This is a genomic window from Streptomyces sp. NBC_01320 (genome assembly GCF_035974375.1).
Classification (GTDB): domain Bacteria; phylum Actinomycetota; class Actinomycetes; order Streptomycetales; family Streptomycetaceae; genus Streptomyces; species Streptomyces yanii.
The window spans coordinates 8,787,327-8,802,879 of the sequence record NZ_CP108390.1; the positions used below are offsets into that span (position 1 = coordinate 8,787,327).

12 protein-coding genes and 1 pseudogene are annotated in these 15,553 nt (G+C 69.8%); 10 read left to right on the plus strand and 3 right to left on the minus strand.

The genetic code is table 11. The annotated features are described in order from the left end of the window. Window positions 1-15: 15 nt before the first annotated feature. The 5 genes from OG395_RS39930 to OG395_RS39950 all read left to right on the plus strand — a co-directional run bounded on the left by OG395_RS39930 (window position 16) and on the right by OG395_RS39950 (window position 7,018). Complete coding sequence (locus OG395_RS39930) at window positions 16-726, plus strand: histidine phosphatase family protein (protein ID WP_327247281.1); 711 nt, start codon at window positions 16-18, stop codon at window positions 724-726. 105 nt (window positions 727-831) lie between these two features. Beyond that, entirely contained in the window at window positions 832-1,422 is a 591-nt protein-coding gene (locus OG395_RS39935) for a DUF3090 domain-containing protein (RefSeq protein WP_030918365.1), read from the plus strand. After that, complete coding sequence (locus OG395_RS39940) at window positions 1,386-2,231, plus strand: SCO1664 family protein (protein ID WP_327247282.1); 846 nt, start codon at window positions 1,386-1,388, stop codon at window positions 2,229-2,231. The genes OG395_RS39935 and OG395_RS39940 overlap by 37 nt, the downstream gene beginning before the upstream one ends. Before the next feature lie 390 nt (window positions 2,232-2,621). Beyond that, a complete protein-coding gene (gene mshC / locus OG395_RS39945) occupies window positions 2,622-3,851 on the plus strand; it encodes a cysteine--1-D-myo-inosityl 2-amino-2-deoxy-alpha-D-glucopyranoside ligase (RefSeq protein ID WP_327247283.1) in 1,230 nt (409 codons plus the stop codon). Window positions 3,852-3,970: 119 nt separating this feature from the next. Next, window positions 3,971-7,018 (plus strand): NPCBM/NEW2 domain-containing protein, encoded by a 3,048-nt coding sequence (locus OG395_RS39950; RefSeq protein ID WP_327247284.1) that lies wholly within the window; start codon window positions 3,971-3,973, stop codon window positions 7,016-7,018. Between the two features lie 57 nt (window positions 7,019-7,075). Here the strand turns inward: OG395_RS39950 and OG395_RS39955 are convergent, their stop codons facing one another. Then, window positions 7,076-8,125: a PAC2 family protein gene (locus tag OG395_RS39955; protein WP_266987590.1), complete on the minus strand. Its 1,050-nt coding sequence runs from the start codon at window positions 8,123-8,125 to the stop codon at window positions 7,076-7,078. A gap of 256 nt (window positions 8,126-8,381) precedes the next feature. Between OG395_RS39955 and OG395_RS39960 the strand changes: the two genes are divergently transcribed. The 5 genes from OG395_RS39960 (at window position 8,382) to OG395_RS39980 (ending at window position 14,321) form a co-directional block, all read left to right on the plus strand. Next, on the plus strand, window positions 8,382-9,725 hold the full coding sequence (locus OG395_RS39960; RefSeq protein WP_327247285.1) for an L-fuconate dehydratase: 1,344 nt from the start codon (window positions 8,382-8,384) through the stop codon (window positions 9,723-9,725). Beyond that, a complete protein-coding gene (locus tag OG395_RS39965; protein WP_327247286.1) occupies window positions 9,725-10,504 on the plus strand; it encodes an SDR family NAD(P)-dependent oxidoreductase in 780 nt (259 codons plus the stop codon). The genes OG395_RS39960 and OG395_RS39965 overlap by 1 nt, the downstream gene beginning before the upstream one ends. Before the next feature lie 73 nt (window positions 10,505-10,577). Further along, window positions 10,578-11,618 (plus strand): sugar ABC transporter substrate-binding protein, encoded by a 1,041-nt coding sequence (locus OG395_RS39970; RefSeq protein ID WP_327247287.1) that lies wholly within the window; start codon window positions 10,578-10,580, stop codon window positions 11,616-11,618. A gap of 133 nt (window positions 11,619-11,751) precedes the next feature. Beyond that, complete coding sequence (locus tag OG395_RS39975) at window positions 11,752-13,272, plus strand: sugar ABC transporter ATP-binding protein (RefSeq protein ID WP_327247288.1); 1,521 nt, start codon at window positions 11,752-11,754, stop codon at window positions 13,270-13,272. Next, a complete protein-coding gene (locus tag OG395_RS39980; protein ID WP_266987600.1) occupies window positions 13,269-14,321 on the plus strand; it encodes an ABC transporter permease in 1,053 nt (350 codons plus the stop codon). The genes OG395_RS39975 and OG395_RS39980 overlap by 4 nt, the downstream gene beginning before the upstream one ends. Before the next feature lie 57 nt (window positions 14,322-14,378). On the opposite strand, the gene OG395_RS39985 is transcribed toward OG395_RS39980, so the two are convergent. Next, entirely contained in the window at window positions 14,379-15,050 is a 672-nt protein-coding gene (locus OG395_RS39985; RefSeq protein ID WP_037700470.1) for a FadR/GntR family transcriptional regulator, read from the minus strand. 120 nt (window positions 15,051-15,170) lie between these two features. Further along, window positions 15,171-15,389: pseudogene (locus OG395_RS39990) on the minus strand (LLM class flavin-dependent oxidoreductase); the annotation flags it as partial. Window positions 15,390-15,553: the final 164 nt, after the last annotated feature.

Below are 15,553 nucleotides of genomic sequence, written 5' to 3' on the forward strand. Positions count from 1 at the left end.
CCTACGCTGGCCCGTATGCCCACCCTGATCCTCGTACGCCACGGACGCTCCACCGCCAACACGGCCGGGGTGCTCGCCGGCCGGACCCCCGGTGTCGCGCTCGACGAGCGCGGCCTCGCGCAGGCCGCCGCTCTCCCCGGGCGGCTCGCCTCCCTGCCTCTCGCCGCCGCCGTCAGCAGCCCGCTGCAGCGCTGCCGGGAGACTCTGCAGCCGCTGCTCGACGCCCGGCCGGGGCTGCCGCTGCACACCGAGGAGCGGATCAGCGAATGCGACTACGGCGACTGGGCGGGGCGCAAACTCGCGGAACTCTCCGACGAGCCGCTGATGTCCGTCGTGCAGCAGCATCCCTCGGCCGTGGCCTTTCCCGGCGGTGAGTCGATGCGGGCGATGCAGGCGCGCGCCGTCGATGCCGTCCGGGAGTGGAACGCCCGGATCGAGGCCGAGCACGGCGACGGCGCGGTGTACGTGATGTGCTCGCACGGCGACATCATCAAGTCCGTCGTCGCCGATGCGCTCGGGATGCATCTCGACCTCTTCCAGCGGATCCAGGCCGAACCCTGCTCGGTCACCGCGATCCGCTACACGCGGCTTCGGCCCTTCCTACTGCGGCTCGGCGACACCGGGGACTTCGCGTCGCTGGAGCCGCGCGAGGAGAGCGCCGGCGCGGCCACGGATACGGAAGCAGATACGGATGCGGTGGTCGGCGGCGGCGCTGGGGCGCCGTGATCGCTCCGCGCAGTAGGGTGGACGCGCCGTAGGCGCCCTTCCTCCGGGACTCTCCCGGAACCCGGCCGCCCCTCATTTGCCGTCAATTCTCAAGGGAGACAGGACGTGTCCCGTCAGGTGTTCCTCTACGACCCCCCGGACCGTTTCGTGGCCGGTACGGTCGGGCTGCCTGGACGCCGTACGTTCTTCCTGCAGGCTTCCTCAGGCGGACGTGTCACCAGCGTGGCCCTGGAGAAGACCCAGGTCGCCGCGCTCGCCGAGCGGATCGACGAACTGCTCGACGAGGTTGTGCGGAGGACCGGTGGGAACTCGCCGGTGCCCGCAGTGGCCCCGATGGACGTCACCGACACCGCTCCGCTCGACGTGCCCGTCGAGGAGGAGTTCCGGGTCGGGACCATGGCTCTCGCCTGGGACGGCGAGGAACAGCGCATGATTGTCGAGGCGCAGGCCCTGGTCGAGCTGGACGCGGACTCCGACGACGATCTCGCGGAGGCCGAGGAGCGGATGCTGCAGGACGAGGAGAACGGCCCGCCGATGCTCCGGGTCCGGCTCAGCGGCGCGCAGGCGCGAGCGTTCGCCAAGCGCGCCCTGGACGTCGTGAACGCCGGCCGTCCGCCTTGCCCGCTGTGCAGCCTGCCGCTCGACCCGGAAGGACACGTATGCCCGCGCCAGAACGGATACCGACGGGGAGCCTGACGGACACCCGGCTGATCACTCTGCTCACCGAGGGGCAGCTCACCGTCCGCGGGCAGGTCCGTGACGCGTCCAATGCGGTGCTCTACTGCACGGTCGCGTACGAGGGCGAGGAGCGCACCTGCGTATACAAGCCCGTCGCCGGGGAACAGCCGCTGTGGGACTTCCCCGACGGCACGCTCGCCGGGCGTGAGGTCGCCGCGTACGAGATCTCCGAGGTGACGGGGTGGGGGCTGGTGCCGCCGACCGTGCTGCGGGACGGGCCGTACGGGGAGGGGATGTGCCAGCTGTGGATCGAGGCGCCCTCGGAGTCATCCGCGGACGGTGAGCCTCCGTTGCTGGCGCTCGTCGAGGACGAGGAGCCGGGGGACGGGTGGAAGGCCGTTGCCCAGGCCGAGGTCGGCGAGGGGAGGACGGCGCTGCTGGTGCACGCGGACGATCCGCGGCTGCGGCGGCTGGCGGTCCTCGACGCGGTGATCAACAACGCCGACCGGAAGGGCGGGCACCTGCTGCCGACGCCGGACGGCCGGCTGTACGGCATCGACCACGGTGTGACGTTCAACGCGGACGACAAGCTGCGGACGCTGCTGTGGGGGTGGGCGGGGGAACCGCTGACGGCCGAGGCCGTCGATGTGCTGGACCGGCTGGCGGAAGAGCTGGCCCCGGGGAGGGCGCTGGTCACGCGACTGGCGGAGCTGATCACCGCAGCGGAGATCGATGCGTTGCGGGGGCGGGTGGAGGCGCTGCGGATGACGGGGCGGCACCCGGCGCCGAGCGGCGGGTGGCCGGCGATCCCCTGGCCACCGGTGTGACGGGCCGGGGATCGTTTCCCCTGCCCGCTCCTGCCTGAACGCCGGAGGGGCTGGTTTTCCGGGGCCCCGCCCCGGATCTCGCTCGCGAAGGCCCGGGGCGGAGCCTTCCCGACGGTGGGTGGCCGACAATCGAGCCAGTCCGGCTCCGGAGAACATCCTTGAGCCCCGCCGGTGTCGAGCACGTCCTGACGCCGTTACGCCGCCTGAGGGGGCCTGTGGGCCTCGCAGGGCCCGTCCGGCGGCGGGGAGGGGCCGGGGGCCGGGGCGGAGCCACGGCTTCGGGAATCGGCGCGGCGGGGAGCGGGCACCGAGCAAGCGCAAGACCGTCGCTCAGGCCAGGATCCCGTATCCGGTTCGTATCCGGAAGCAACGTCCGGTTACGCTCATGACATGCATGCCTGGCCCGCTTCTGAGGTCCCCGCCCTGCCTGGCAAGGGCCGCGACCTTCGGATCCACGACACCGCGACCGGCGGACGGATCACTGTTGACCCCGGTCCCGTCGCCCGCATCTACGTCTGCGGCATCACGCCGTACGACGCGACCCACATGGGTCATGCGGCGACCTACAACGCGTTCGACCTCGTTCAGCGCGTGTGGCTCGACACCAAGCGGCAGGTTCACTATGTCCAGAATGTGACCGACGTGGACGATCCGCTGCTGGAGCGGGCCGTGCGCGACGGTCAGGACTGGACCGAGCTCGCCGAGCGCGAGACGGCCCTCTTCCGCGAGGACATGACCGCCCTGCGCATGCTTCCGCCGAAGCACTACATCGGCGCGGTGGAGGCGATACCCGGCATCGTCCCGCTCGTCGAACGGCTCCGGGACGCCGGTGCCGCCTACGAACTCGACGGTGACGTGTACTTCTCCGTCGAGACCGACCCGCACTTCGGCGAGGTGTCCAACCTGGACGCCGAGGCGATGCGGCTGCTCTCCGCAGAGCGCGGGGGCGACCCGGAGCGCCCGGGGAAGAAGAACCCGCTCGACCCGATGCTCTGGATGGCCGCCCGCGAGGGTGAGCCGAGCTGGGACGGCGCCTCGCTCGGTGCCGGACGGCCCGGTTGGCACATCGAGTGCGTGGCCATCGCGCTGGACCACCTCGGCATGGGCTTCGACGTCCAGGGAGGCGGGTCCGACCTCGCCTTCCCGCATCACGAGATGGGCGCATCGCACGCCCAGGTGCTGACCGGCGAGCACCCGTTCGCCCAGGCGTACGTGCACGCCGGCATGGTCGCCCTGGACGGCGAGAAGATGTCCAAGTCCCGGGGCAACCTGGTCTTCGTGTCGGCGCTGCGCCGCGACGGCGTGGACCCGGCCGCGATCAGGCTGGCGCTGCTCTCGCACCACTACCGGTCGGACTGGGAGTGGACCGACCAGGTGCTCGCCGACGCCGTCGAGCGGCTCGCGCGGTGGCGTTCCGCCGTCTCCCGGCCCGACGGACTTTCCGCGGACGCCCTCGTCGACGAGGTCCGCGAGGCTCTCGCCGACGACCTGGACGCGCCGGCCGCTCTGGCCGCCGTGGACCGCTGGGCCGAGCGTCAGAACGCCGAGGGCGGTACGGACGAGGGTGCACCGGGCCTCGTCTCGCGCACCGTCGACGCGCTGCTGGGTGTCGCGCTGTAACACGCTGTAACAACCCTTCTTTCTCTGCCTGTTGGCCGGCCTTGGACTTCTCCACGAAGTTCGGGGCCGGTCCTGTTTTGTCCATGGTCAAATGCTTGCGGCTGCGCTAAAAGCGCTCTATGCAATCATCAACGCGCATCAGAGTGGTGGCAGTTGCAGCTCTGCTGGGACTGGTCGCCGTGTTTGCGGGACCCGGCAGCGCACAGGCCGAACCTGCCGCGCCCGAGCCAACGACGGTCGGCGATCTGAGCGGTTTCTCCGCCGACGGGTCCGTCTACCGCCTCAGAGCCGGCTCCGCCGAGGCCCGGGTCAGCTTCGTCACCGACGAGACCTTCCGTATCGAACTCGCGCCGGACGGTACGTTCTCCGACCCGACCGGCGACGACATCGTCCTGCCGCAGGGCGCCCCGCCGCGCACCCGGTGGAAGGAGAGGAGCGACCGGTACGAGCTGTCGACCGGAAGCGTCACGCTGCGCGCCTACAAGTCGCCGCTGCGCTTCGAGCTCCACCGGGCCGACGGCAGCCTCGTCTGGTCCGAGGCCAAGGGGCTCAGCTGGGACGGGAAGCGCACCACCCAGACGCTGGCCCGCGGCGCCGACGAGCAGTTCTACGGCGCCGGCATGCAGAACGGGCGCGGCAGCACCTCGCACCGCGACAAGACCGTCGAGGTCGGCGTCGACTACAACTGGAACGACGGCGGTCACCCCAATTCCGTGCCGTTCTACCTCTCCTCCGCCGGGTACGGCGTCTTCCGCAACACCTACGCGCCCAACACCTACGCGTTCACCGACCCGGTGACCACCAGTGCGCAGGAACAGCGCTTCGACGCCTACTACTTCGCCGGCGACGACGCCAAGGACGTCATCGGGCAGTACACGAAGCTCACCGGCAAGCCCTTCCTGCCGCCCGTGTACGGGATGGAGATCGGCGACGCCGACTGCTACCTGCACAATGCCAACCGCGGCGAGCGCCACACCCTGGACGCCCTGAAGGTCGCCGACGGTTACGTCGAGCACGACATGCCCAACGGGTGGATGCTCGTCAACGACGGTTACGGCTGCGGCCACGAGAACCTCGCCGAGACCGCCAAGGGTCTCCAGGACCGCGGCATGCAGCTCGGACTGTGGACCCAGGACGGCATCGACAAGATCGCCGACCAGGTCAAGGCCGGCCAGCGGGTCGCCAAGCTGGACGTCGCCTGGGTCGGAGCGGGCTACAAGTTCGCGCTGGACGGCTGCAAGGACGCGTACAAGGGCATCGAGGACAACAGCGACGCCCGCGGCTTCACCTACGCCCCGGAGAGCTGGTCGGGCGCGCAGCGCTGCGGCGTCCAGTGGTCCGGTGACCAGTACGGCACCTGGGACTACATCCGCTGGCAGATCCCGACCTACGCGGGTGCCACGATGTCCGGACTCGCCTACACGACGGGCGACGTCGACGGCATCTTCGGCGGCAGCGCCAAAACGTACACCCGTGATCTCCAGTGGAAGATGTTCCTGGGCACCACGATGACGATGGACGGCTGGGCGGCCAGCGACAAGCAGCCCTTCCGCTACGGCGAGCCCTACACCTCCATCAACCGCGACTACCTCAAGCTCAAGGAGTCGCTGCTGCCGTACCAGTACTCGTACGCGCACGAGGCGACCAAGACCGGCGTCGGCATGGTCCGCCCGCTCGTCCTCGAATACCCGGACGACCCGAAGGCCGCGACGGACGCGGCGAAGTACGAGTTCATGTCCGGCGAGGACTTCCTCGTCGCACCCGTCTACCAGGACAGCACCCACCGCGACGGGATCTATCTGCCGAAGGGCACCTGGATCGACTACTGGAGTGGCCGCACCTATCAGGGGCCCACGACCGTCGACCACTACAGCGCCCCGCTCGACACCCTGCCGCTCTTCGTGAAGGCCGGAGCCAGTGTGCCGATGTGGCCGGGCATCCGCTCGTACCAGGACCGGACCGCCGACTCCTCGCTGGCCTGGGACATCTACCCGCAGGGCGCGTCCTCCTTCACGCTGTACGAGGACGACGGCGTCACCCGGCAGCACCGCGACGGCAGGTACGCCACCCAGCGGGCGGACGTCGACGCACCCGTCCGGGGCGCGGGTGACATCACCGTGAACATCGGGGAGAGCAAGGGGGACTTCACCGGCAAGCAGAGCAGGCGGCCGTACGAGTTCAGCGTGCACACCGGGTCCGCGCCGAGCGCGGTGAAGCTCGACGGCAAGCTGCCCCGGCTGGGTTCCGCGGCCGCGTACAAGACCGCGAAGCAGGGCTGGTGGTACGACCGGGACGACCGCGGCGGAGTGGTGAAGATCAAGACCGCACCGCTCTCCACCGGCAAGGAGTTCAGCGTGAAGCTGGAGGACACCAGCGCCGTCGGCGGGAAGAACGCGGCCGCCACGGCCGTCGTCTCCGCGCCGGAGGGGCAGGAGGTAGGGGCGGGCGTCGCGGGCACGGTGGCCGTCGATGTCACCGCGGGCAGCGCCGACGTGACGGACGCCGCGGTCGGCCTGGACGTCCCCGAGGGATGGCAGGTCACCCCGGCGAGCACCGTGGACCGGATCCCGGCGGGCACCACCCGGCGGGTCGAGGTGGCGGTCACCCCGGCGAAGGACGCCACGGCCGGCGAGGCCCGGATCACCGCGCTCGCCCGCTACCGGGCGGCGGGCGAATCCCGTACCACCGTCCAGCGGTTCGCGGTCGCGGTGATGCCACAGCCGCCGACCACCGACACCTGGGCGAGCGACATGGTGTGGCTGAAGTCGACCAACGGCTACGGGCCGGCCGAACGCGACCGCAGCAACGGCGAGTCGGGCGCGACCGACGGACACACCCTCACCCTGGCCGGGAAGACCTACGCGAAGGGGATCGGCAGCCACGCCGACTCCGACATCGAGGTCTATCTCGGCGGACGCTGCACCACGTTCACCGCGGACGCCGGGATCGACGACGAGATCAACGGCTACGGCGAAGTGGCGTTCTCCGTCGAGGCGGACGGCAAGGTGCTGTGGACCTCACCGAAGGTGACCGGGGCATCGGCCACCGTGCCGGTCGACGTGGACGTCACCGGTGCGCGCCATGTGCATCTGAAGGTCACCGACACCAACGGATCCAAGACCGGTGACCACGGGGACTGGGCCGCGGCGCGCTTCAGCTGCTCCTGAGGGGCCCCTCAACAGTGGTGCGCCGGGCGGGGCGAGTGCCCGCCCGGCGCACCACCGTCAGTCCTCCGATGAATCTTCGGAGTCGTTGTCGTCGTCGGAGGGTTGCTCTTGAGTGGGCTCGCCAGAGGTTCCCGGCGGTGTCCCCGTCTCCGGCCGCGACGGCTTCGGCGGCCTGGTGCGGCCGCTCGACGTGTCGCGCAGATACGAGGCGTCGCCGCTCTCCGTCGCATGCCCGCCCGGCGCCTGGCCCGGTCCGGAGCCCGGGCCGATGTCCCGGCGTCGCAGATACCGCTCGAACTCCCGGGCGATGGCTTCGCCCGTCGCCTCGGGAAGCTCCGCGGTGTCCCGGGCCTCCTCGAGCGTCTGCACGTACTCCGCCACTTCGCTGTCCTCGGCGGCCAGTTGATCGACCCCGAGCTGCCAGGCCCGCGCGTCCTCGGGCAGCTCGCCCAGCGGGATGCGCAGTCCGAGCAGGTCCTCCAGGCGGTTCAGCAGCGCCATGGTGGCCTTCGGGTTGGGCGGTTGCGACACATAGTGCGGCACGGCCGCCCAGAGGCTCACCGCGGGCACACCCGCATGCGTGCACGCCTCCTGGAGGATGCCGACGATGCCCGTCGGCCCCTCGTACCGGGTCTCCTCCAGATCCATGGTCCGCGCCAGATCAGGGTCGGAGGTGACTCCGCTGACCGGCACCGGGCGGGTGTGCGGGGTGTCGCCGAGCAGCGCGCCCAGCACCACCACCATCTCGACGCCCAGTTCATGGGCGAAGCCCAGGATCTCGTTGCAGAACGAGCGCCAGCGCATCGACGGCTCGATACCGCGGACCAGGACGAGATCGCGGGGCTTGTCCCCGCCGATACGGACCACGGAGAGCCGCGTGGTGGGCCAGGTGATCTTGCGTACCCCGCCGTCCAGCCAGACCGTCGGCCGGTTGACCTGGAAGTCGTAGTAGTCCTCGGCGTCGAGCGCCGCGAACACCTCGCCCTTCCACTCCCGGTCCAGGTGCGCGACCGCTGTGGAGGCGGCGTCACCTGCGTCGTTCCACCCCTCGAACGCGGCCACCATGACCGGGTCGATCAGCTCGGGAACCCCCGCGAGCTCGATCACCCAGGCCTCCTTCCGAAGTTCCCTTGCGTACGCACCAACCTTACGGCGTCGAGGCTCCATCGCCGCAGCCCCTGTCCACGGCCGGGTGAACCTGGCCCCAGGGGGTGCATCACCGGCCTAATCAGGGCACCAGCCTCCGGATTCATCCGAGCTGTGTCCCGTCATTTTCTGCTCAACTCTGGACGTTGGCGCCTTCGTGGCGCTATACATCGGATGACCAGAACAGAGGTCCGATGTTATTCCCCTGGGGGCGCACATGAGTCAGACCGTCACGGACTTCGAGGTCCACGACATCCGCTTTCCGACCTCGGAGCAACTGGACGGCTCGGACGCCATGAACCCCGATCCCGACTACTCCGCCGCCTATGTCGTACTGCGTACAGATGCCCCGGACGGCTCGGACGACGACGGAGCCGGTATCGAGGGTCATGGCTTCTGCTTCACCATCGGGCGCGGCAACGAGGTGATGGCGGCGGCCATCGACGCGCTGCGCCCGTACGTCGTTGGCCGCCCCGCGCCCCGTACCGCCGCCGATCTCGGTGCGCTGTACCGCGAGCTCACCCACGACTCGCAACTGCGCTGGCTCGGCCCGGAGAAGGGCGTGATGCACATGGCGGCGGGCGCGGTCGTCAACGCCGCATGGGATTTGGCCGCGAAGCAGGCGGGCAGACCCGTCTGGCAGTTCCTCGCGGAAATGACTCCGGAGGAGCTCGTCTCCCTCGTCGATTTCCGCTATCTCACCGATGTCCTCACCCCGGACGAGGCCCTCGAGATCCTCCGGACGGCCGAACCGGGACGCGCCGAGCGAGCCGAACAGCTGCGTGCCGAGGGCTACCCCGCGTACACCACGTCGCCCGGCTGGCTCGGCTACGCCGACGACAAACTGGTCCGACTGGCGAAGGAGGCCGTCGCGGACGGCTTCACCCAGATCAAGCTGAAGGTCGGCGGAGACCTCGGCGACGACGTCCGCAGGCTCTCCCTGGCCCGCGAGGCCGTCGGACCGGACATCAGGATCGCCGTCGACGCCAACCAGCGGTGGGACGTCGCCGACGCGGTGGAGTGGCTGACCGCGCTCGCACCGTTCGACCCGCACTGGATCGAGGAGCCGACCAGCCCCGACGACATCCTCGGACACGCCGCCGTCCGGGCCGGGCAGCCGGTCAAGGTCGCCACCGGTGAACACGTCGCCAACCGCGTCGTGTTCAAGCAGCTGCTCCAGGCCGGCGCCGTCGACTTCGTCCAGATCGACGCGGCGCGCGTCGCGGGCGTCAACGAGAACCTGGCGATCCTGCTGCTCGCCGCCAAGTTCGGCGTGCCGGTCTGCCCGCACGCGGGCGGCGTCGGACTGTGCGAGCTGGTGCAGCACCTGTCGATGTTCGACTACGTGGCGGTCTCCGGCAGCTGGGAGAACCGCGTGATCGAGTACGTCGACCACCTCCACGAACACTTCGCCGACCCCACCGTGATCGAAGGGGGCCGCTACGTCGCCCCGAGCTCCCCGGGCTTCTCCGCCCGGATGCTCCCCGACTCGATCGCCGCACACCGTTACCCGGAGGGCCCCGTATGGCAGGCCCGTCGCACGCCCGAGGAGGCCAACTGATGACCGGCACAAGCGACTTCGAGGGGATGTCCGCCCTGGTGACGGGCGGTGCCTCCGGTATCGGGGCCGCCGTCGCGACGCTGCTGCTGGAACGCGGCGCGCGCGTGGCCGTGCTCGACCGGGAGACCGCGGGCGCCCCCGAGGGCACCCTCGCCGTCAAGGCGGACGTCACCGACGACGACGCCGTGCGCGAGGCGGTGGACCGGGCAGCCGCCGAACTGGGCTCGCTGCACACCGTCGTGTCCAACGCGGGCATCGGTTCGATCGGCACCGTCGAGGACAACACCGACGAGGAGTGGACCCGGGTCCTGGACATCAATGTCCTCGGCATGGTCCGCACCGCCAGGCACGCCCTGCCCCATCTGCGGCGTGCGGCGGCCGACCGGCCCGGCGCCGTCTCGATCACCCACACCTGTTCCATCGCGGCGACCGCCGGGCTGCCGCAGCGCGCCCTGTACAGCGCCAGCAAGGGCGCGGTGCTCTCGCTGACCCTCGCGATGGCCGCCGACCACGTCCGCGAAGGTGTCCGCGTCAACTGCGTCAACCCCGGCACCGCGGACACCCCGTGGATCGGCCGGCTCCTCGGCCAGGCCGACGACCCGGCCGCCGAACGCGCCGCACTGGACGCCCGCCAGCCGCTGGGACGACTCGTGTCGGCCGACGAGGTCGCCGCCGCGATCGTCTACCTCGCCAGCCCCGCCGCCGCTTCCGTCACAGGCACGGCACTCGCGGTCGACGGCGGAATGCAGGGCCTGCGCCTGCGGCCCGCCGGCAACTGATCCACCCCACCGAACCCGAGCCGCACCACCCAACCGAGCACCGAGCCAGTACTCCACGAAGGACGGGACACCAATGAGAGTGCGTACGACGAGTGCGGCAGCCTGCGCCGTGCTGCTGGCCGTCACTGCCCTCGCGGGCTGCAACCGCGAGTCCACCGATGACGGCGCGGGCGCCGGAAAGGTCGGTATCGACCTGCCGCGCAGCGACAGCGACTTCTGGAACTCGTACCAGAACTACGTCGAGAAGGGCGTCAAGGCGGGTGAGGTCAAGGCACTGCCGCTGACCAACTCGCAGAACGACATCGGCAAGCTCGTCGCCAATGTCCAGACGTTCACCGACCAGGGCGCCAAGGCCGTCGTGATGGCCCCGCAGGACACCGGCGCCATCGCCGAGTCGCTGAACTCGCTGAACGACAAGAAGATTCCGGTCATCAGCGTCGACACCCGCCCCGACAAGGGCAACGTCTACATGGTCGTCCGCGCCGACAACAAGGCGTACGGAACCAACGCCTGCAAGTACCTCGGCGAGCAGCTGAAGGGCAAGGGCAAGGTCGTCGAGTTCCAGGGCGACCTGTCCTCGATCAACGGCCGCGACCGGTCCGAGGCGTTCAAGGCCTGCATGGACAAGGACTACCCGGGCATCAAGGTCTTCGAGCTGGCCACCGACTGGAAGGGCGACGTCGCGTCCGCCAAGCTCCAGTCCACGCTCGCCGCGAACCCCGACATCAGCGGTATCTACATGCAGGCCGGCGGTGTCTTCCTGCAGCCGACCCTCGCGCTGCTGGAGCAGAAGAAGCTGCTGAAGCCGGCCGGTACGGCGGGCCACATCACGATCATCTCCAACGACGGCATCCCGGAGGAGTTCGACGCCATCAGGGCGGGCAAGATCGACGCGACGATCTCGCAGCCCGCCGACCTGTACGCGAAGTACGCGCTGTACTACGCCAAGGCGGCCCTGGACGGTAAGACCTTCAAGGAGGGACCGACCGACCACGACTCGAACATCATCAAGATCCCGAACGGCTTCGAGGACCAGCTCCCCGCGCCCCTGGTGACCAAGGACAACGTCGACGACCCGAAGCTGTGGGCCAATCAGCTGGAGAAGAAGGGCTAGCCGTGACTCCTCCCTCTCGTTGCCGAGAGGGCTTCCCTCCCGGCAACGAAGAGCCGAGACGCGGCCAAGCCCTGACCACCGCCCGAGGGCAGGGCACCGACATGACTTCAGCGCTTCGCTGAGAAGGGGTCTGATGGAAAAGGCACCACCTGCCGTACAGGCGGAAGGCGTCGTCAAACGCTTCGGGCCCACCGTGGCGCTCGACGGTGTACAGCTCACCGTGCAGCCCGGGGAGTCCCATGCCCTCGTCGGCCGTAACGGCGCGGGCAAGTCCACGCTGGTCAGCGTCCTGACGGGGCTGCACAAGGCGGACGCGGGCACGGTCCGCTTCGGCGGGGAGCCCGCGCCCGCCTTCGGGGACACCACGGCCTGGCAGTCGAAGGTCGCCTGCGTGTACCAGAAGTCCATGGTCGTCCCCGATCTGACCGTCGCCGAGAACCTCTTCCTCGGCCGGCTGGACGACGAGTCGCGGTGGATCAGCTGGGGAAGGCTCCGCAGGCGTGCGGAGCAGCTCCTCGCCGAGTACGGCGTCCAGGTCGACCCCAACACCCGGGCCAGGGATCTGGCCGTGGAGCAGCGGCAGTTCGTCGAGATCGCGCGGGCGCTGTCCTTCGGCGCCCGGCTGATCATCCTGGACGAACCGACCGCCCAGCTCGATGCCCGCGGCATCGGGCGGCTCTTCGACAAGCTCAGGGAACTGCAGAGCCAGGGAGTGGCGTTCCTGTTCATCTCCCATCATCTGCAGGAGGTGTACGACCTGTGCACCGCCGTCACTGTCTACCGCGACGCACGCCACGTCCTGACCGCTCCGGTCGCCGACCTCACCAAGACCGAACTGGTCACGGCGATGACGGGCGAGAAGGGCAGCGGACCCGCCGCCTGGCATGCGGGCGGTGACCGGACAGCGGTACAGGACGCGTCGGTGGAGCCCGTCCTGCGCACCGAAGGGCTCTCCCTGGAGGGCCAGTTCGAGCCGCTGGACCTCCAGGTCCGCCCCGGCGAGGTGCTCGGCCTCGCCGGATCCGCGGCCAGCGGCAACACCGCACTCGGTGAGGCACTCGCCGGGATGCGGAAGGCCGACGGCGGCACGGTCTCCGTGCATGGCAGGACGGTGCCGTCCGGCAGCGTGCCGCACGCGCTGGACGCCGGAATCGGGTACATCCCCGAGGACCGGCACGACCAGGGCCTTGTCCTGGGACGCAGCGTCGCCGAGAACGCCACCCTCACGGTCACCGACCAGCTCGGCCCGTGGGGGACCGTACTGCCCTCCCGTACCAGGGAGTTCGCACGGTCGATGATCGAGTCGCTGGACATCAAGACACAGGGACCCGAACAGCCCGTCGCCGGGCTGTCGGGCGGAAACCAGCAGAAGGTGGTGGTCGCCCGCGCACTGGCCCGTAAGCCGAGCGTGCTGGTCGCGGTCCGGCCCACCGCGGGTGTGGACGTCAAGTCCAAGGACTCGCTGCTCGGCGTCGTCCGGCGGGTCGCCGACGAGGGCAATGCCGCAGTCGTCGTCTCGGACGAGCTGGACGATCTGCGGGTCTGCGACCGGGTGCTCGCCCTATTCCACGGGCGAGTGGTTGCAACGTTCGGAAGCGGGTGGACCGACGGGGAACTCGTCGCCGCCATGGAAGGTGTGGGGGAAAGGGAATGACCGGCACGATACGGCCGTCGACGGCCGACGACATCAACGGGGGACTGGGGGGCGGGCTCGGCGACGACAGCCCGCTGAGCCGGCTCAAGCTGATCCGGTGGAGCGACTTCTCCCTGGTGCCGGTGATCCTGGTGCTGATGGTGATCGGCTTCATCGTCTCGCCGGTCTTCCTCACCTCCGACAACCTGATCAGCGTCGTCCAGCAGTCCTCCGAACTCAGCCTGCTGGTCCTCGGCCAGGCCCTGATCCTCATCTGCGGACGGATGGACCTGTCCCTGGAGTCGACGATCGGCATCGCGCCCGTCGTCGCCATGTGGCTGGTGCTGCCCACCGAGGGCGGCCGCTTCGCCGGCCTCGGCCTGCTGCCCACCTGGTCGGCGATCCCGCTCTGCCTGCTGGTGGGGCTCGCGATCGGCGCGATCAACGGCTTCCTGATGCTGAAGCTCCGGGTCAACGGCTTCATCGCCACGCTCGGCATGCTCACCATGCTGCGCGGACTCCACATCGGCATCACCGAGGGCAAGTCCATCACCGACGTCCCGGAGTCGTTCCGCTACCTCGGCAAGAGCGAGTGGCTCGGCGCACCGGCCGCGGTCTGGATCTGTCTGGTGCTCTTCGCGATCGGCGGCGCGGCGCTGGCCTGGCTGCGCCACGGGCGTTCGCTGTACGCGATCGGGGGTAACCCGGAAGCGGCGCGGGCCGCGGGCATCCGGGTCGACCGGGTCACCTGGATCGTGCTTGCCATCGGCGGTCTGCTGGCGGCCTTCGCGGGCATCCTCTACACCGGCCACTACGGGGCGGTCGCCGCGACGCAGGGCAACGGCTGGATCTTCCAGGTGTTCGCCGCGGCGGTCATCGGCGGCATCAGCCTCAAGGGCGGTCGTGGCACGCTGTTCGGTGCGCTGACCGGAGTGCTGACGCTGCAGTTGGTGGTCAATGTGATGACCCTCGGCGGCGTCCCGGCACTGTGGAACCAGTTCCTCAACGGCGCGATCATCATTGTCGCCCTGGTCATCTCGCGCTTCGCGAGCGGCGAGAAGCAGGACTGAACCGGGGTCCGTACGGGCCGGTGCGCGGAGGGTTCCGCGCACCGGCCCGTACGCATGTCACAGCGTCGACCTCAGCCACTGCTCCACGCTCGCCACATGCACCGTCGCCCAGGCCCGCGCAGCCTCCGCATCCCGGTCCCGCAGCGCCGACACGATCGCCCGGTGCTCGTGCAGCGTCCGGCTGACCGCGTCCTCCTGTGTCAGTCCGCGCCAGACACGGGCCCGCGTCGTCGGCCCGGAGAGACCGTCGAGCAGTGAGCAGAGCACCGAATTCCCGGACGACTGCACGATGCCGCGGTGGAACTCCAGGTCGCAGGCGACCAGCTCCTCCACCGACGGCTGCGCGCCCAGCGCGTCCAGCTGGGAGCTCAGCACGTCCAGCTGCGCCTCGCTGATCCGCGTCGCCGCCATCGCCGTCGCGGCGGGCTCCAGGATCCGGCGGACCGCCAGGAACTCCAGCACCGTGTCGTCGCGGTGGAAGTCCACGACGAAGCTCAGCGCCTCCAGCAGCAGCTGCGGGTCGAGGCTGGTGACGTACGTGCCGTCACCCTGCCGGACGTCGAGGATGCGGATCAGCGACAGGGCGCGGACGGCCTCCCGGAGCGAGTTGCGGGAGAGCCCGAGCTCCGCCGCCAGTTCGCTCTCCTTGGGCAGCCGGTCGCCTGGCCGCAGCGCACCCGAGACGATCATTCCCTTGATCTTCTCGATCGCCTCGTCGGTGACAGCCATGACGGTCCTCCTGGATTCGGACGGGATCAGACCTCGGCACAAGACATCCGATGTATCCCTTCATTATGGGGGTCGGATCAGGCGGAAGAACCCCGTCTGCCGCAGGAGGTGATCGATCGCTCAATTCCAGAGCGTCGACGGAGCCTCGCGCCGTACCACCGGAGCGACTTCCTCCGCGAAGCGCTGCAGTGTCTCGATCTGTTCGGGGTGGCTCAGCCCGAATCCGTCCACGGAGACCGACTGCAGATCGTGACCGTACACCTCGTGCCAGCCGAGGATCTTGTCGATGATCTGCTGCGGGCTGCCGATCAGCTGGGGCCCGTCCGCGATGGCCTCCTCGCCGAGCCGCTCCGCCACCGCGCCGGTCTCGATCACCTCCGCGATCCGGTCGGCCGCGGACGGGAGTTCGCCGGTCAGCGGGTGAGGGGCATGGCCGACGAGGGAGAGCACCGAGAACTTCATGGCTTCCACTGTCCCCCGCGTCACATTGCGCGCGCATGGCA